A 15,934-nucleotide genomic window follows, 5' to 3' on the forward strand; every position below is an offset into this window, starting at 1 on the left:
CCCCCTGCCGTACGTGCGGATGCCCCGCCGGGGCGGGGCATCCGGGTCACCGTGTCCGGACGGTCTGTCAGCGGCCGGCGGCCGGGGTGTTGGCGGCGGTGACGTTGACCGCGGCCCAGGCCCGGTCCACTGCCTTGTACTCGGTGCCGGTCGCGCCGTAGAGGTCCTTGGCCGCCTTCAGCGTCGCGACGCGCGCGTCGTGGAAGTCGGTCGTGGAGACCATGTAGCGGGTGAGCGCCCGGTAGAACACGGCCGTGGCCTTGGTGCGGCCGATGCCCTTGACCGGCAGTCCGTCGTAGGTGGGCGAGTTGTAGGTGACGGCGCCGATCTGCTTGCTGCCGCTGCCCTCGGCGAGCAGGTAGTACGCGTGCGAGGAGACGCCGGAACCGGCGTGCACCTCAGTGAAGTACACCTCGGGCGACCAGTAGTCGATCGCACCCTCGAGCCTGTCCAGGGACGGCCGGTCGAGCCGGCGCAGGAACTTCTGCGCCAGGCCCAGCTTCTCGCCGATCAGGTAGTTCGGCGGGTTCTTCGGGTTGTTGGCGTGGAACTCGACGCCGGAGCCGAAGATGTCGGCCAGTGACTCGTTCAGCGACCCGGGCTCGCCGTACTGGTTGCCGGCGTAGTCCACGAAGGTGGGTTCCAGTCCGGCGGTGGCGTCGACGACCCCGTGGGTGAGTTCGTGGCCGGTGACGTCGAGGGCGACGAGCGGCTTCTTGAACATCAGGCCGTCGCCGTCGCCGTACAGCATGCAGGTGCACGCCGGGTCCCAGAACGCGTTGCCGACCTTGTTGCCGAAGTGGACCATGGCCTGGGCACCCTTGCTGTTGTTCTTGATGCCCTTGCGCCCGAAGGACTTCTTGTAGAAGTCCAGGGTCCTGGTGATGCCGTACTGCGCGTCCACGGCGGCGCTGGCGCGGCTGGAGACGGCGCCGTTGCCCCACTTGTTGGTGGTGCTGGTGAGCTTCGTACCCCGCGCGAAGTTCTCCAGCGGCTTGTTCTTGGCGTCCCGGGTCTCCGTGCCGTACCGGCTGGGGTCCTTCAGCAGGAAGCTCTTGCTCGCCGTCTGGGTGGTGGTCAGGGAGACCTCGCCCACGAACAGGGAGGAACCGGTGCCCGTCGCGGTCCGCGGGTAGCCGGTGGCCACGGCCGACGGCGTCGCGGCGAGGGCGGCGGCCGGCGGGACGCTGCCGGTGGCCGGGTCGAGCGTCTCGCCGCGCCTGCGCAGGGTCTCGACCAGCCTGGGCGAGAGGAACTCGTCCCGGTCGGGCGTGTCGCTGCGCACCGCGCCGGTGACGGCGTCGACGACGACGGTCCGGGAGCCGCCGCTCTCGGTGGTCGCGGGGGAGGTGACCCGCACCTCGTAGGCGAGGGCGGAGGCTCCGCCGCGGGCGTCCACGACGAGCCGCGCGGTGCCCGCCTCGCCGTGGGCGGCCGAGGCGGCCCTGGCCGCCGCCTGTCGCGGGGTCAGCGCGGCCCGGGTGGCGGTGGGCCGGACGGTGTGGCCGGCGGCCCGGGTGACGCCGGTGTACCTCAGCTGCCGGTCGAGGTGGACGACGAGGTCGCCGCCGAGGACCGGCAGTCCCCGGTGGGTGCGTATGAACCGGACGTGGCGCGCGCCCTCGGGGTCGAACAGCACGTCCTGCGCCCGCAGTTCGTCCCCCCGGGTGACGCCGGTCGCCGACGCGTGGGCGAAGGCCGCGGCGTCGGCGGCGGCCACCACCGAGGCGGTGGAGGCGCCGGCGGACGACACGGTGTGGTCCCGCCCCCCGGCGGGGGCGGCCAGCGCCGGGCCGGCCAGGCCCGTGACGGCCGTCGCCACCGCGACGGCGAGCGCCACGGTGCGTATATGGGGTCTGTGCACTCTCGGGAGTTCCTTCGTTCGTGGCGGAGGCCCGGATCGCCGGCCGCCGGGGGATGGCACCCGTGCGCCATGGGAGCTGGTCGGGCCCCCGGGACGGAACTCTCACGGATGGATCATGTGCATGTAAAGCACGAATGATCCATTCCGTGCGGTACAGGACAATCCTTTGCCAATCCACCCCACTCAGTGATCGGCGAAGGACCAACTGTGTGTCGTCCGTGGAGATGTGACCGGATGGGAGAAGGTTGCGTTGCCCGAATGTGATCGATCTCGCACGGATCACCGCGCGGACGGAGACGGGAGAAGAGCGTATGGCCTCACGAACGGTGGGCAGCGGTGCGGTACTCGGATCGCTGGTGCTGGCCCTGCTGGCGGGACCGGCGCACGCGGCGGGCCACCGGCCCGGGACGGCGGCACCGGACGCGCTGCCCGCACCGGACACGGCGGCACTCGGCACCCTCCTGCGCACGGCGCTGAAGCAGGGCGCGCCGGGCGCCATGGCGCGGATCGACGACCACCGCTCGTCCTACGACGACCATCCCACGGTCTACAAGGCCATGGAGGGAGTCGCCGACCGCGGGACCGGGGACTGGATCAACACGGCCGACCGGTTCCGCATCGGCAGCGTCACCAAGAGCTTCTCCGCGGTCGTCCTGCTGCAACTGGCCGCCGAGGGCCGGGTGAGGCTCGACAACCCGGTCAACCGCTACCTGCCGGGACTGCTGCCCGACGACCGGATCACGGTGCGGGACGTGCTCAGCCACCGCAGCGGTCTGTACGACTACAGCAACGAGATGTTCGCCAGGAGCGTGTCCGGCTTCGAGGCCGTGCGCACCAAGGTGTTCACCTACCGCCAGTTGCTCGCCCTGTCCCTGAAACACCCGCGCGCCCAGGCGCCCGGCACCGTCTACTCCTACTCCAACACCAACTTCGTCGTCGTCGGCATGCTCATCGAGAAGCTGACCGGCCACTCGGTGCGCACCGCGTACGAGAACCGCATCATCAAGCCGCTGAACCTGAGCGACACCTTCTACGTCCACCCCGCCATGAAGATCCCCGGCCGGTACGCGCACGGCTATCTCACCCCCGACAAGGCCAAGTCGCCCCTGGTCGACGCCACCGAGCAGACGGTGTCCTGGGCGCAGAGCGCCGGCGCGCTCATCTCCAGCACCCGCGACCTCAACACGTTCTTCTCGGCGCTGCTGGGCGGACGGCTGCTGCCCCCCGCGCAACTGGACCAGATGGAGCGGTGGATCCCGGCGGGCACGGCCCAGGCGTACGGGCTCGGGCTGCGCCGCCGCGACCTGTCCTGCGGGGTGTCGGTGTACGGGCACACCGGCGCCGTGCAGGGCTACTACGCCTACGCGTTCACGAGCAAGGACGGCAGACGCAGCCTGGCCGCGCTCGCCAACACCTCCAACAACGGCGCGGTGCACCGGACGATGCTGCGCACACTGGAGTCGGCGTTCTGCGGCAAGCGGACGAAGGAGCGCGGCACCGCCCGACTGCCCGGTAAGACCCTGGAGTACGACCTCGCCCAGTGACCTTGGCGGAACGGGCGTCGCCGGGCCAGGATGCCCGCATGAAGGGTGACCTGTTTTCCAGTGAGTACGTGGTGGGCCCCGCGACCGCGCCGGGCATGTCCGTCGAGAACTCCAAGTGCGTCAAGTACACGGTGGACGGCGAGATGTTCGCCCGCCAGGGCTCGATGGTGGCCTACCGCGGCGATCTGCGGTTCGAGCGCAAGGGCCAGGGCGTCGGCGGCATGCTCAAGCGCGCGGTCACCGGGGAGGGGCTGCCGCTGATGGCGGTGCGCGGGCACGGCGAGGCCTGGTTCGCGCAGGAGGCCCAGAACTGCTTCGTCGTCGAGGTCGACCCGGGTGACGAGTTCACCGTCAACGGCCGCAACGTGCTGTGCTTCGACGCGACGCTGTCGTACCAGATCAAGACGGTCAAGGGCTCGGGCATAGCGGGCGGCGGGCTGTTCAACAGCGTGTTCACCGGGCAGGGGCTCCTGGGCCTGGTGTGCGAGGGCAGCCCGCTGGTCATACCGGTCACGCCGCAGCAGCCGGTGTACGTCGACACGAACGCGGTCGTCGGCTGGACCGCCCGCCTCCGGACGTCGCTGCACCGCTCGCAGTCGTTCGGCTCGATGCTGCGCGGCGGGTCGGGCGAGGCGGTGCAGCTGATGCTGGAGGGCGAGGGGGTCGTCGTCGTCCGGCCGAGCGAGGCGACGCCGCACCGGCCGCAGCAGCACTGAAGAAGCCGGCCCCCTCTCGCGGGCCGGGATCGGGCCGGACCTGTTGACCTGCGCGCCCCCGGCAGGTGAGGGTCGGGTCGGCGCGGATCACCACCCGCGCCGGAAAGGTGGACTGCCTTGATCGGCATCTCGGAGATCGAAATTGCGGCCGAGCGGATCGCCGGACACGTCGTGCGCACCCCGACCGTGCCGAGTCCCGGCCTGTCCGCGCTGTTCGGTGCCCCGGTGACCGCGAAGCTGGAGCTGCTGCAGCGCACGGGCTCCTTCAAGGCGCGCGGCGCGACGGCGCGACTGCTGTCGCTCGACGAGGCGGAGCGGGCCGCGGGCGTGGTCGCGGTCAGCGGCGGCAACCACGGGATCGCGCTCGCGGTGATGGCCGCCGCGCTGCATGTGAAGGCCACCGTCGTCATGCCGCGCTCGGCACCCGCCCGGTCCGTCGCGATCGCGGAGGAGGCCGGGGCGTCGGTGCGGCTGACCGACGGCATGGACGAGGCGTTCGCCACGGCCGCACGGCTGCGGGACGAGGGGCTCACCCTGGTCCATCCCTTCGACGACGAGGTGGTGGTCGCCGGCCAGGGCACCGTCGGCCTGGAGCTGGCCGCGGACGCCGGCGAGCTGACCGACGTGCTCGTCAGCATCGGTGGCGGCGGGCTGATCGCGGGCGTCGCCGCGGCGCTGCACGCACTGCGGCCCGGGGTGCGGATCTGGGGCGTGGAGACCGAGGGCGCCCAGGCCATGTCCGCAGCGCTGGCGTCCGGCGGCCCTGTGCCGGTCGCCCTCTCCTCGATCGTGACGACGCTGAGCGCGCCGACGGTGTCGCAGCTGACGTACGACCATGTCCGCGCCCTCGTCCACGAGGTGCTCGTGGTGCCCGACCGGGAGGCCGTGCGAGGCTGCCTCGACCTCGCCGAGCACGCCAAGGTCTGGGCCGAGCCCGCGGCGGGCTGCCTGCTGCCGGCCGCCCGGCACGTGCGGGAGCGGATGGGCCCGGACGTCCGGCTCGGACTGGTGGTGTGCGGCGGCAACGCGGCGGTCGCCGACGTCATGTCCTGGGCGGACCGGTTCGGACTGCGCTGACACGCGCCCCGCGCGCCCCGGTCCCGCCGCGGCACGGGGAGATCCGGTCGGATGTCCGGGCATCTCGCACGGATCAGGGGTACCAGAGGGTTCTACGTCCCGATGTCGTCCTCGGAGGGCCGAAATCGTGAACGCGTTGGTGCACAAGAGTCTGGTGGTGCAGTTGCAGGCGTACGGCACGGAGCGTTTCCCCGTGCTGGCGCACCTGGGGTACGACGCCGACGACCCGTTCGCCGTCACGGTCGTCTTCGCCCACGACGGGCGGGTGCTGGCCCGGTGGAAGGTGGACCGGGGCATGCTCGGCGAGGGGCTGACGAAGCCGGTCGGCGTCGGCGACGTCCGCTTCCGCCCCGTCGCCGGCGGCGCGTCGGAGGAGCTGTGCATGGAGTTCTACGGCGACGCCCACGCCGACGGGGGACGGCAGCACGCGACGGTGTTCCTGTGGGCGTCCGCCGTCGCGGCCTTCCTGCGGGAGACCCATGCCGTGGTGGCGCCGGGCGAGGAGGAGACCGGTATCGACGACTTCCTCGCGGAGGTGCTCGCGGGGAGCTGAGCGAGGTGCCGCCGCCTCACCGGGTGGTGTGGCGGCGCAGGGTCCACAGGGGCAGCGCGAACCAGCACAGCAGGTACCAGGCCACCACCGCGGCGACCAGCCAGGACACGAACCCCCCGTGCGTCGCCACCCTGAGGATGAGCAGCAAGGAGCAGGTCATGGTGGCGAGCAGCAGGAGGAGACCGACGAAGGTCAGCCGTGAGGCCCAGGCCACGGCCTGGGGCTTGATCCGGCGCCCGGCGACCAGGCGGTGCAGGGACACCGGGCCGGTGAGCGCGCCGGTCGTCGCGGCGCCGAGGACGACGGTGACGACGTAGATCACCTGGTCGATGTGGCTCAGGTGGTCGTACTTCGGCTGGAACACGACGGTGAGCAGGAAGCCGAAGAGGATCTGCACACCCGTCTGGGCCACCCGCACCTCCTGGATCAGCTCCACCCATCTGCGGTCGGCCCGCTCCTCCTCGGTCTCGTGGCGCCCCCGGCGCCCCGCGTCACCGTCTCCCGTCACCGCCATTGCGCCTCCCGGCTCCGGCCCCCGGGGCCGGCCCGCGTCCCGGCCCCTGTGTCGTGCGGGTTCCCCGGCGAGCGGTTCCCGACCCGCTGCTACCAGCGAACCTCCACCTGGTCCTTGATCCTGCGCTCGTAGAGGTCCCGGATCGCCGCGAGGGTCTCCTCGCCCAGCGGGGGCAGCTTCCCGGCGGCGGCGTTCGCGCGTGCCTGCTCCGGTGAGCGGGCGCCCGGGATGACCGTGGTGACGCCGGGCTGCTGGATGATCCAGCGCAGCGCGAGCTGGGCCGGGGTCCAGCCCTCGGGGGCGAGCGCGGCGAACTCGGCCGCGGCCTCCACGCCCGTGGCGAAGTCGACGCCGGAGAAGGTCTCGCCCTGGTCGAAGGCCTCGCCGTGCCGGTTGAAGGTGCGGTGGTCGTCGGCGGCGAAGACGGTGTCCTTGGTGTACTTGCCCGACAGCAGCCCGGAGGCGAGCGGGACCCGGGCGATGATGCCGACGCCCGCCTCCCGCGCCGCGGGCAGCACCTCGCGCAGCGGCTTCATGCGGAACGGGTTGAGGATGATCTGCACGCTGGCCACGTTCGGCCGGGCGATCGCCGTCAGCGCCTCGGCGCAGGTCTCCACGCTGACGCCGTAGGCGGCGATCCGCTCCTCCTCCACCAGGGTGTCCAGCGCGTCGAACACCGCGTCGCTGGAGTACACGGGGGTGGGCGGGCAGTGCAGCTGCACCAGGTCGATGCGGTCGACGCCCAGGTTGCGCCGCGAACGATCGTTCCAGGCGCGGAAGTTGTCCAGGACGTAGTTCTCCGGGATCTGGTCGACGCGCCGGCCCATCTTGGTGGCGACCAGCACGTGGTGGTCCGGCCGGCTGCCGAGGAAGGTGGCGATGACCGACTCGCTGCGCCCGTCGCCGTAGACGTCGGCCGTGTCGAAGAAGGTCACCCCCGACTCGGCGGCCGCCTCCAGGACGGAGAGGGCTTCCTTCTCGTCCACGTCGCCCCAGTCGGCGCCCAGTTGCCAGGTGCCGAGCCCGACGACCGACGTGTGCTGGTGCGACCTGCCGAATTCACGTTCGTCCATGGCGACAGTCTGTCATCAGCGGTCCGCCCGCGCGGGCCGGGCCGCTCCGGGTGCTCACCCGGGCAGGAGCGCCGGCAACGGCCGCGAGGGCGGGCGCCCCGTGCGCGCCGACCGGGGCTATCCGGCGGCCGCCGTGCGGCACTCCGGGTGGCCCCAGCCCTGGTCGTTGCGGGCGATGGACTCACCGGCCGCGTAGGAGCGGCCGCACACGCAGCGGCCGGCGAACTTCGCCTTGATCGTGCGGGACGAGGCGCTGCCGGCGCGCGGCCGTGCCGCCTTGGTCCCGTTCGCGCGGCGACGCGGGGCGGCGGACGCGGGGGCGGCGGGCGGCGGCTCCGGCGAGCCGAGGGCGCTGCCCGCGGACTGCTGCACGCTCGCCGCCTGGCTGGCCGCCCGGTCGGCGAAGTCGTTCAGCGGGTCCCCGTCGACCTGGTGGGCGGGCACGTAGCGGAAGTCGACCGAGCGGCCCTGGAGCAGCTCGTCGATGCGCACGACCAGTTCCTGGTTGGCGACCGGCTTGCCCGAGGCCGTCTTCCAGCCGTTGCGCTTCCAGCCGGGCAGCCAGGTGGTCACGGCCTTCATCGCGTACTGCGAGTCCATCCGCACCTCAAGTGGCACGTCCGCGTCGGTCGCCGTCAACAGCCGCTCCAGCGCGGTGAGTTCGGCGACGTTGTTGGTGGCGGTGCCGAGTGCTCCCGCCTCCCAGCGGACAGGGGTCCCGGCATCGTCCGCAACGACCCACGCCCAGCCCGCCGGACCCGGATTTCCCTTCGACGCCCCGTCGCAGGCGGCCACCACACGTTCACGCATGGGCCCGATCATGCCACGCCGGCCGGACCCTTCGGACCGCCGCCCAGTGCCGTGACGGGAAAGGTTTGCCGGTGAACCTTTCCGGTCGCAGCACTAGGACACCTCCGCCACCTGCGGCTTCTCCCCCTGCGTCGTGGTGATGTCGATCACCGAGAAGTTCGCACCCTGCGGATCGGTGAGCGCCGCGAACCGGCCGAAGGGACTGTCGTGCGGACCGAACCGCAGCACACCGCCCCGGCTGGTCGCGGCGGCGACGGCGTCGTCGCAGTTCGCGACGGTGAAGTAGACGTTGATGTACGACGGCACCTCGGGCGGGAAGTCGTCCGTCATCGTCATCCGGCCGAGGACCGTCTGGCCGCCCACCTCGAACAGGCGGAAGTCGATCGCCTCGTCCTGGAGCTGCTTGGCGGTGTAGCCGAAGACGGCTGAGAGGAAGGTGTCGGCCTTCGCGGGCTCGCGGGTGAAGACCTCCGCCCAGCAGTAGGCGCCGGGCACCGCGGTCGCCTCGAAGCCCTCGTGGGTGCCGCCCTGCCACACGCCGAACACGGCGCCGCTGGGCTCCCGGGCCAGGCACATGGTGCCGAAGTCGCCGACCTGCATGGGCTCCATCAGCACCTCGCCGCCCTTGTCGCGGATCCTGCGGGCGGTGGCGGCGGCGTCCGGCGAGGCGAAGTACAGGCACCACTGCGACTGCCCCTCCGGCCCGGGCATGGGCGGTACGACGGCGGCCACCGCCTTGCCGTCCGCGTAGGCCTGGGTGTAGTTGCCGTACTCCGACGAGGACTCGCCGAAGGTCCAGCCGAGGACGTCGGCGTAGAAGCTCTTGGCCCCCTCGAGGTCGCTGAACATCGCATCGGCCCAGCAGGGGGTTCCCTCGAGTCGTACCGCCATGGCCGCCGCCCTCTCCCGTTCGGTGATGTGTTTCCGCCCTCACGCTAGTGACTGCCGGGTCCGGTCGCGCGCTGAGCGGGCTCGCCTGTTCCACACTGGGACGGACAGGGGTGTACCGGACACGGGTGGACCGGGCGGCCTTAGGCGGACGGGGCGCGAGATGGCGGACGGCGGGATGACGGACGGCACGATGCGTGCGTGGACGGTGACCGGGCCCCGGCCGGTGGAGGAGCGCCCGTTGCGGCTGACGGAGAAGCCGATTCCCGTGCCGGGGGACGACGAGCTGCTGGTGCACGTGCGCGCGTGCGGGGTGTGCCGCACCGATCTGCACGTGACCGAGGGCGATCTGCCGGTGCACAGGCCCGGGGTCACACCCGGCCACGAGGTCGTGGGCGTGGTCGCGGGTCAGGGGCGGGCGGTGAACGGCTTCGCGCCCGGCGGCCGGGTGGGCGTGGCCTGGCTGCGCCGCACCGACGGCACCTGCGCGTACTGTCTGCGCGGCGCGGAGAACCTGTGCCCGGCCTCCCGGTACACCGGCTGGGACGTAGACGGCGGCTACGCCGAGTACACGACCGTCCCGGCCGCCTTCGCCTACCGGCTGCCCGGCGAGGTCGACGACGTCGCGCTCGCGCCGCTGCTGTGCGCGGGCATCATCGGCTACCGGGCGCTGCGCCGGGCCGCGCTGCCGCCCGACGGGCGCCTCGGCCTGTACGGGTTCGGCGGCAGCGCCCACCTGTGCGCGCAGGTGGCACTCGCGGCGGGTGCCAGGGTGCACGTCATGACCCGCGGGGCGGCCGCGCGGCGGCTCGCGCTGGAACTGGGCGCGGCCTCGGCCCAGGACGCGTACGCGGTGCCCCCCGAGCCGCTGGACAGCGCGATCCTGTTCGCCCCCGTGGGCGATCTGGTGCCCGTGGCGCTGCGGGCCCTCGACCGCGGCGGCGTCCTGTCGGTGGCCGGCATCCACCTCAGCGACACACCGCCGCTGCACTACGAGAGCGAGCTCTTCTACGAGAAGGAGTTGCGCAGCGTCACCTCGAACACGCGCGAGGACGGCCGGGACTTCCTCGCCCTGGCCGCCCGGCACGGGGTGCGCGCCACCACGCACACCTATCCGCTCTCCCAGGCCCCGCAGGCGCTGGAGGACCTCAAGGCCGGTCGCTTCGACGGGGCCGCGGTGCTGGTGAACGACCTGTCCTGACCCGGGGCCCGCACCTCGCGCCGGGCCCGTGCACGCAAGGGTGGGGCCGGTCCACTCCCCCGGATGGGTGGACCGGCCCCGCCGCCCGCCGTCACTCGCCCGCGTAGGCCCTTTCCAAGGCGGCGATGTCGAGCTTGCGCATGGCGAGCATCGCCCGCGTGGTGCGGGCCGCCTTTTCGGCGTCGGGGTCGCCGATCATGTCGATGAGCTTGTCCGGGATCACCTGCCAGGAGACGCCGTACTTGTCCTTGAGCCAGCCGCAGGGGCCGGGCTCGCCGCCGTTCTCGGTGAGCTTGGTCCAGTAGTGGTCGATCTCCTCCTGGCTCTCGCAGTAGATCTGGAAGGAGATCGACTCGTTGAACGTGAACTGGGGACCGCCGTTCAGCGCCACGAACTTCTGGCCGTTGGCCACGAAGTCGACCGCGATCACCGATCCGGCCGGGCCGGGCCCGGCCTCCGTGTAGCGGCCGATCCGTCCGATGGCGGAGTTCTTGAAGATCGAGACGTAGTAGTGGGCGGCTTCTTCGGCCTGGCCGTCGAACCAGAGACAGGTGGTGAATCCTTCGGTGGCCACGGGTTCCTCCTGGAGTGTGCGACGCGGTCATGTGTATCGACCGGCCCGCGCTGCGAAACTCATCGGCGGATCCGGAGAAAATCCGCGGGGTGCTTCGGCGGCCCGAACTAGCATCGCGGGCATGACGACGTCACCGACCGCCGACGGCATCCGGCCCTTCCGGCTCAGCGTCCCGCAGAGCGATCTGGACGACCTCCACGACCGCCTCGACCGCACCCGCTGGGCGGACGAGCTTCCGGGCGCGGGCTGGGACTACGGCGTTCCCGTCGGCTACCTGCGCGAGCTCGTACGGTACTGGCGGCACGACTACGACTGGCGGGCGGCCGAGGCGCTGCTGAACCGGTGGGCGCAGTTCACGACCACGATCGACGGGGCGAACGTGCACTTCGCCCACATCCGCTCCCCGGAGCCGGACGCCACCGCGCTGGTCGTCACGCACGGCTGGCCGGGCTCGATCGTCGAGTTCCTCGACATCGTGGGCCCGCTCACCGACCCGGCCGCCCACGGCGGCGACCCGGCCGACGCCTTCCACGTCGTACTGCCGACCATTCCGGGCTTCGGGCTCTCCGGACCCACCACCGAGCGGGGCTGGGAGGCGGGACGGGTCGCCGACGCGTGGGCCGAGCTGATGCGGCGGCTCGGCTACGAGCGGTTCGGCGCGCAGGGCGGCGACTGGGGCGCGGCGGTCTCCCGCGAGCTGGGCCGCGCCCACCCCGGCCGGGTGATCGGCGTCCACCTGAATCTGCTGCCGGGCGCGCAGCAGTCCACCGAGCCGACCGGGGAGGAGCTGGCCGGGCTCGGCTCGGAGGAGCGGGAGCGGACGCTCGCGTCGTGGCGGCGCTGGGACGCCTGGCAGCGGGAGGGCACGGGCTACGCGGTGCTGCAGGCGACGCGCCCGCAGACCCTGGCGTACGCGCTCACCGACTCGCCGGTCGGCCAACTCGCCTGGATCGTCGAGAAGTTCCGCGAGTGGACGGACTCCGAGGAGCTGCCCGAGGAGGCCGTCGACCGGGACCGGCTGCTCACCGACGTGATGCTGTACTGGCTGACCGGGACTGCCGGTTCGTCCGCGCGGATCTACTACGAGCGTGCGCACGCCTCCGGCCGGGCCGCCGCGCCCGCCGAGCCGTCGACCGCGCCGACCGCGGTCGCCGTCTTCCCCGCCGAGTTGCAGGTCCCGCTGCGGCACAGGGCGGAGCGCACCGAGAACATCGTGCGGTGGACGCGATTCGACCGGGGCGGTCACTTCGCGGCGTTGGAGGAGCCGGACCTGCTGGTCACGGATGTGCGGGCGTTCTTCCGGCAGTTGCGCGAGAAGGGCTGACGGGGCCGCTCTGCCGGTGGCGAATCTGCCACCGGCAGAGAAAACGTACGCGGCGGTGGCTCCGGGCCGACAGTGGGGTCGACGGCATCCGTGCCACGACAAGGAGACCCGATGACCCCACCGACCGCACTGCTCTCACCCGGCGCGCTCGCACCGCGCGCCGAGGAGCACGACACCCCGCCCAGCCGGTTCGACGACGACCTCGCGGCCGGGCTGCTCGCCCAGCGGATCGTGTTCCTGGGCACCCAGGTCGACGAGGTGTCGGCCAACCGGGTGTGCGCCCAACTGCTGCTGTTGTCGGCCGAGGACCCGCGCACCGACATCGCCCTGTACATCAACAGCCCCGGCGGATCCGTCACCGCGGGGCTGGCCGTCTACGACACGATGCGGCTCATCCCGAACGACGTGTCGACACTGGCGATGGGATTCGCCGCCAGCATGGGCCAGTTCCTGCTCGCGGTGGGGGCTCGCGGCAAGCGGTTCGCGCTGCCGAACGCGCGGATCATGATGCACCAGCCGTCGGCGGGCATCGGCGGCACCACCGCGGACATCGAGATCCAGGCGGAGAACCTGGAGCACACCAAGCGGACCATCGAGCGGATCACCGCCGAGCACACCGGGCAGAGCGAGGAGACGATCTCGCGGGACGGCGACCGGGACCGCTGGTTCACCGCCGAACAGGCCAGGGAGTACGGGATGGTGGACCGCGTGGTGGAGTCGCTCGCCGACATCCGCCCGGCCCACTCGCGCCGACGGATGGGGTTGTGACATGGGGTCGTACACGGTTCCGTACGTGGTCGAGCGGACCGCGCAGGGTGAGCGGTCCTACGACGTGTTCAGCAGGCTGCTGAACGAACGCATCGTCTTCCTGGGCACCGAGATCGACGACGGCGTCGCGGGCGTGGTCATCGCCCAACTGCTCCACCTGGAGTCGGCGGCTCCGGACCAGGAGATCGCGATCTACCTCAACTCGCCCGGTGGATCGTTCACTTCGCTGATGGCCATCTACGACACGATGACGTTCGTACAGGCGCCGATCTCCACGTTCTGCGTGGGGCAGGCGGCCTCGACGGCGGCGGTGCTGCTGGCGGGCGGCGACCCGGGACGGCGGTTCGTGCTGGAGCACGCCCGGGTGCTGCTGGGGCAGCCGGCCACCGGCGGCCGGCAGGGCACGGTCTCCGATCTGGCGCTCCAGGCCAGGGAGATGAGCCGGATCCGCTCCCAGGTCGAGGAGGTGCTGTCCCGGCACACCGGCCACGACGCCGCGACGCTGCGCGCGGACATGGACCGCGACAAGGTGTTCACCGCCGAGGAGGCGGTGGCGTACGGGCTGGCGGACGAGGTGCTGAGCCGGCGCCTCGCGCGGGTCTGACCCGCGCGGGCCGGCGCCTCCCGCGGGTCCGGCTCGCGGCTCCGAGGCGCCGGCCCGGGTGCGGCCGTCAGGCGGCCAGGCAGAGTCCGTCGTAACGGGGGACGGACGGGCCGCGGCCGCGCACGGCGCCGCTTCGTGCGGTCCGCGCCAGCTCGTCCTGGGCGAGTGAGAGCAGGTCGCCGAGGCCGAAGCCGAGCGCCTGCGCCGCGGCCGCGAGGACCTCCGAGGAGGCCTCCTTGCGGCCGCGCTCGATCTCCGACAGATACGGCATCGAGATCCGCGCCGCGTCCGCGACGTCCTTGAGCGTGCGCTCCTGCGCCCGTCGCTCGCGGCGCAGGACGTCGCCGACGAGATCGCGCCAGAGGGGTTCCCTGGGCGCCGCCGCCGGGGTGCGGCCCTGCGCGGGACGTTCGGGTGCCGGACGGGACGGCCCCGGGCGCGCGGCCGGCGGGCGCAGAGGGATGACGCGGGCTTGGTTCGGCGCTCGTTCGCTCATCCCCTCAGCCTAGGAGTCCCGAACGCGGGCGGAAGGGAGGGCGGTTGCGCCCTGGGTGAATTCGCGGCCGGGCCTCCCTCCTCATCCCCCGTGATCCCCGCCTCGGACCGGCGAATTCGCGCCGCCCGGCACACGAAGGGCATGTGCCGGGTCACTGCGGGTATCCGCAGCTCCAACGGCCCGGCAGGCAGGGAGTGGAGCACGACCCCCCGAGGCCGGGCGGCGCGCATACATTGCGGCGGGCCGGGTACCCGGGGGTCGCGCAACCGCCCGGTGCCGCCGGCGCCGGAAAAGACGTACGCAGGCCGACGAGGCAGAGGGCGAGCCGTGACTTACGTGGGAGAGGCGATGGACACCACCGTGATCCGGTCCGGGGCAGCGGTCGAGGAGACCCGGCAGGCCGTGACGGGTGGCGAGCCGCTGCCGGGGGTGGAGAACCCGCGGTCGGTCGCTCCGCGTGACGCGCGCGAGCTGTCCCGCCACTTCTTCCGGCGCCTGACCGAACTCGACGAGGGCACGCACGAGTACCAGTACGCCCGCAACACGCTCATCGAGATGAACATGTCGCTGGTGCGGTTCGCGGCCGGCCGGTTCCGCAACCGCGGCGACGACATGGAGGACATCGTCCAGACCGGGATGATAGGCCTGATCAAGGCCATCGACCGGTTCGAGCTGTCGCGCGAGGTGGAGTTCACCTCCTTCGCCCTGCCCTACATCGTCGGCGAGATCAAGCGGTTCTTCCGCGACACCACGTGGGCGGTGCACGTGCCGCGGCGGCTTCAGGAGCTGCGGGTGGAACTGGCCCGGGCGCGCGAGGAGCTGTCCAGCCGCCTGGACCGGGACCCGACGGTCGCCGAGCTCGCCACGCTCATGAACATCTCCGAGGACCAGGTCGTCGAGGCCCAGATCGCCTCCAACGGCTACAACTCCGCGTCGCTGGACGCCGCCCTCACCGGTGAAGGACCCGAGGACGGCGAGGCGGTGCTCGCCGACTTCATCGGCGTGGAGGAGGACGGGATCAGGCTGGTCGAGGACTTCCACGCCCTCGCGCCGCTGGTGGCCGGGCTCAGTGAACGCGACCGGGAGATCATCCATTTGCGGTTCGTGGAGGAGGCCACCCAGGCGGAGATCGGCGAACGGCTCGGCTGCTCGCAGATGCACGTCTCCCGGCTGATCAAGCGGATCATCACCCAACTGCGCCAGGGCATGCTCGGCGAACTGGGCTGCGCCTAGGGCCCACCGGCGCGCCCGCGCCGGTCACGCGTCCGTCACTCGCGCCGTCGCGCCGGTCACTCGCCGCCGAGCTCGACCAGCGCGCGGACCCGCTTGCCCACCGGGACGCGTTCCACGGTCACTTCCCGTGCGAGCGCGTGCACGATCTCCAGGCCGTGCCGGCCCACGCGCCGCGGATCCCGGGGAAAGCGCCGGGGCAGTACGGCGCTGCTGTCGTACACGCACACGTTCACCGCGCTGTCCGTACCTTCCAGTTCCAGGATGTACGGCCCGTCGCTGTGCCGGTCGGCGTTGGTGACCAGTTCGCTGACCACCAGCATGAGCGCGTCGCCGCAGCGGCGGCCGATCTCGGCGCACCACTCGGTCCTGAGCTGCTCCAGGAAGTGCGCGGCGAAGGAACGCGCCTCGGCGATGCAACCCGGTTCGCCGGTGTAGTGCGTCGCCCGCCTGAGCGGTTCCACGGGAACGTCGAAGCCAGTCGCTATCACTGCCCCGTCCAGATGGTCGGTCATGCGTGTCTCTCTCGGGAAGCCGGCCAGGCCGGACACTGCTGCACCTGTGCTGTTACCCCGAGCCGCGCCCGGCAGTCCCCGCCCGCCGGCGGACGCGGACGGACCTTCCGGCAGGCGCGGCGCCGGGGTCCTGCATAGCGTTGCGGTGTGAGCCCCGTGAGTCCCCCGGTCCCGTCGGCGGCC

General features: G+C 72.2%; 17 protein-coding genes. 9 read left to right on the forward strand and 8 right to left on the reverse strand.

The window, feature by feature from the left end; genetic code table 11:
- Nucleotides 1–67: 67 nt before the first annotated feature.
- On the reverse strand, nucleotides 68–1,864 hold the full coding sequence (locus tag ABZ818_RS04505; RefSeq protein WP_361410686.1) for a M4 family metallopeptidase: 1,797 nt from the start codon (nucleotides 1,862–1,864) through the stop codon (nucleotides 68–70).
- 311 nt (nucleotides 1,865–2,175) lie between these two features.
- On the opposite strand from ABZ818_RS04505, the gene ABZ818_RS04510 reads away from it, so the two are divergent.
- The 4 genes from ABZ818_RS04510 (at nucleotide 2,176) to ABZ818_RS04525 (ending at nucleotide 5,754) form a co-directional block, all read left to right on the forward strand.
- Nucleotides 2,176–3,408 (forward strand): serine hydrolase domain-containing protein, encoded by a 1,233-nt coding sequence (locus ABZ818_RS04510; RefSeq protein WP_361410688.1) that lies wholly within the window; start codon nucleotides 2,176–2,178, stop codon nucleotides 3,406–3,408.
- Nucleotides 3,409–3,446: 38 nt separating this feature from the next.
- Nucleotides 3,447–4,124 (forward strand): AIM24 family protein, encoded by a 678-nt coding sequence (locus ABZ818_RS04515; protein WP_361410691.1) that lies wholly within the window; start codon nucleotides 3,447–3,449, stop codon nucleotides 4,122–4,124.
- 117 nt (nucleotides 4,125–4,241) lie between these two features.
- Complete coding sequence (locus ABZ818_RS04520; protein ID WP_361410694.1) at nucleotides 4,242–5,201, forward strand: threonine/serine dehydratase; 960 nt, start codon at nucleotides 4,242–4,244, stop codon at nucleotides 5,199–5,201.
- A 127-nt stretch (nucleotides 5,202–5,328) separates the two neighbouring features.
- Nucleotides 5,329–5,754 (forward strand): SsgA family sporulation/cell division regulator, encoded by a 426-nt coding sequence (locus tag ABZ818_RS04525; RefSeq protein ID WP_361410697.1) that lies wholly within the window; start codon nucleotides 5,329–5,331, stop codon nucleotides 5,752–5,754.
- Nucleotides 5,755–5,770: 16 nt separating this feature from the next.
- Here ABZ818_RS04525 and ABZ818_RS04530 read toward each other — a convergent pair whose 3' ends face one another.
- The 4 genes from ABZ818_RS04530 to ABZ818_RS04545 all read right to left on the reverse strand — a co-directional run bounded on the left by ABZ818_RS04530 (nucleotide 5,771) and on the right by ABZ818_RS04545 (nucleotide 9,042).
- The gene (locus ABZ818_RS04530; protein WP_361410700.1) at nucleotides 5,771–6,268 is read right to left on the reverse strand and encodes a DUF6328 family protein; all 498 of its coding nucleotides are present in this window, start codon (nucleotides 6,266–6,268) and stop codon (nucleotides 5,771–5,773) included.
- Between the two features lie 89 nt (nucleotides 6,269–6,357).
- Entirely contained in the window at nucleotides 6,358–7,341 is a 984-nt protein-coding gene (locus ABZ818_RS04535; protein WP_361410703.1) for an aldo/keto reductase, read from the reverse strand.
- A gap of 117 nt (nucleotides 7,342–7,458) precedes the next feature.
- Complete coding sequence (locus ABZ818_RS04540; protein ID WP_361410706.1) at nucleotides 7,459–8,163, reverse strand: ribonuclease H; 705 nt, start codon at nucleotides 8,161–8,163, stop codon at nucleotides 7,459–7,461.
- A gap of 81 nt (nucleotides 8,164–8,244) precedes the next feature.
- Nucleotides 8,245–9,042 carry a VOC family protein gene (locus ABZ818_RS04545; RefSeq protein WP_361410709.1) on the reverse strand — a complete coding sequence of 266 codons (798 nt, stop codon included), beginning with the start codon at nucleotides 9,040–9,042 and terminating at the stop codon, nucleotides 8,245–8,247.
- 190 nt (nucleotides 9,043–9,232) lie between these two features.
- Between ABZ818_RS04545 and ABZ818_RS04550 the strand changes: the two genes are divergently transcribed.
- A complete protein-coding gene (locus tag ABZ818_RS04550; protein ID WP_361411172.1) occupies nucleotides 9,233–10,240 on the forward strand; it encodes a zinc-binding alcohol dehydrogenase family protein in 1,008 nt (335 codons plus the stop codon).
- A 91-nt stretch (nucleotides 10,241–10,331) separates the two neighbouring features.
- On the opposite strand, the gene ABZ818_RS04555 is transcribed toward ABZ818_RS04550, so the two are convergent.
- Entirely contained in the window at nucleotides 10,332–10,814 is a 483-nt protein-coding gene (locus ABZ818_RS04555) for a VOC family protein (RefSeq protein WP_361410711.1), read from the reverse strand.
- Nucleotides 10,815–10,935: 121 nt separating this feature from the next.
- Here ABZ818_RS04555 and ABZ818_RS04560 point away from each other — a divergent pair, with 121 nt between their 5' ends.
- The 3 genes from ABZ818_RS04560 (at nucleotide 10,936) to ABZ818_RS04570 (ending at nucleotide 13,510) form a co-directional block, all read left to right on the forward strand.
- Nucleotides 10,936–12,138 (forward strand): epoxide hydrolase family protein, encoded by a 1,203-nt coding sequence (locus ABZ818_RS04560; RefSeq protein WP_361410714.1) that lies wholly within the window; start codon nucleotides 10,936–10,938, stop codon nucleotides 12,136–12,138.
- A 111-nt stretch (nucleotides 12,139–12,249) separates the two neighbouring features.
- On the forward strand, nucleotides 12,250–12,906 hold the full coding sequence (locus ABZ818_RS04565) for an ATP-dependent Clp protease proteolytic subunit (protein ID WP_361410717.1): 657 nt from the start codon (nucleotides 12,250–12,252) through the stop codon (nucleotides 12,904–12,906).
- A 1-nt stretch (nucleotide 12,907) separates the two neighbouring features.
- On the forward strand, nucleotides 12,908–13,510 hold the full coding sequence (locus ABZ818_RS04570; protein WP_225079247.1) for an ATP-dependent Clp protease proteolytic subunit: 603 nt from the start codon (nucleotides 12,908–12,910) through the stop codon (nucleotides 13,508–13,510).
- A gap of 67 nt (nucleotides 13,511–13,577) precedes the next feature.
- On the opposite strand, the gene ABZ818_RS04575 is transcribed toward ABZ818_RS04570, so the two are convergent.
- Nucleotides 13,578–14,006 (reverse strand): helix-turn-helix transcriptional regulator, encoded by a 429-nt coding sequence (locus tag ABZ818_RS04575; RefSeq protein ID WP_361410721.1) that lies wholly within the window; start codon nucleotides 14,004–14,006, stop codon nucleotides 13,578–13,580.
- 348 nt (nucleotides 14,007–14,354) lie between these two features.
- On the opposite strand from ABZ818_RS04575, the gene ABZ818_RS04580 reads away from it, so the two are divergent.
- Nucleotides 14,355–15,239 (forward strand): RNA polymerase sigma factor SigF, encoded by an 885-nt coding sequence (locus tag ABZ818_RS04580; RefSeq protein ID WP_361410724.1) that lies wholly within the window; start codon nucleotides 14,355–14,357, stop codon nucleotides 15,237–15,239.
- 56 nt (nucleotides 15,240–15,295) lie between these two features.
- Here ABZ818_RS04580 and ABZ818_RS04585 read toward each other — a convergent pair whose 3' ends face one another.
- Nucleotides 15,296–15,751, reverse strand: a complete 456-nt coding sequence (locus ABZ818_RS04585; RefSeq protein ID WP_361410727.1) for an ATP-binding protein — start codon at nucleotides 15,749–15,751, stop codon at nucleotides 15,296–15,298.
- Between the last annotated feature and the right edge of the window lie 183 nt (nucleotides 15,752–15,934).

The organism is Streptomyces sp. NPDC047453 (assembly GCF_040643155.1).
GTDB lineage: Bacteria > Actinomycetota > Actinomycetes > Streptomycetales > Streptomycetaceae > Streptomyces.

Coding starts and splice junctions, on each gene's coding strand:
- ABZ818_RS04510 (WP_361410688.1), top strand. CDS start 2,176: ATGGCCTCACGAACGGTGGGCAGCGGTGCGGTACTCGGATCGCTGGTG.
- ABZ818_RS04515 (WP_361410691.1), top strand. CDS start 3,447: ATGAAGGGTGACCTGTTTTCCAGTGAGTACGTGGTGGGCCCCGCGACC.
- ABZ818_RS04530 (WP_361410700.1), bottom strand. CDS start 6,268: ATGGCGGTGACGGGAGACGGTGACGCGGGGCGCCGGGGGCGCCACGAG.
- ABZ818_RS04535 (WP_361410703.1), bottom strand. CDS start 7,341: ATGGACGAACGTGAATTCGGCAGGTCGCACCAGCACACGTCGGTCGTC.
- ABZ818_RS04540 (WP_361410706.1), bottom strand. CDS start 8,163: ATGATCGGGCCCATGCGTGAACGTGTGGTGGCCGCCTGCGACGGGGCG.
- ABZ818_RS04545 (WP_361410709.1), bottom strand. CDS start 9,042: ATGGCGGTACGACTCGAGGGAACCCCCTGCTGGGCCGATGCGATGTTC.
- ABZ818_RS04550 (WP_361411172.1), top strand. CDS start 9,233: ATGCGTGCGTGGACGGTGACCGGGCCCCGGCCGGTGGAGGAGCGCCCG.
- ABZ818_RS04560 (WP_361410714.1), top strand. CDS start 10,936: ATGACGACGTCACCGACCGCCGACGGCATCCGGCCCTTCCGGCTCAGC.
- ABZ818_RS04565 (WP_361410717.1), top strand. CDS start 12,250: ATGACCCCACCGACCGCACTGCTCTCACCCGGCGCGCTCGCACCGCGC.
- ABZ818_RS04570 (WP_225079247.1), top strand. CDS start 12,908: ATGGGGTCGTACACGGTTCCGTACGTGGTCGAGCGGACCGCGCAGGGT.
- ABZ818_RS04575 (WP_361410721.1), bottom strand. CDS start 14,006: ATGAGCGAACGAGCGCCGAACCAAGCCCGCGTCATCCCTCTGCGCCCG.
- ABZ818_RS04580 (WP_361410724.1), top strand. CDS start 14,355: ATGGACACCACCGTGATCCGGTCCGGGGCAGCGGTCGAGGAGACCCGG.
- ABZ818_RS04585 (WP_361410727.1), bottom strand. CDS start 15,751: ATGACCGACCATCTGGACGGGGCAGTGATAGCGACTGGCTTCGACGTT.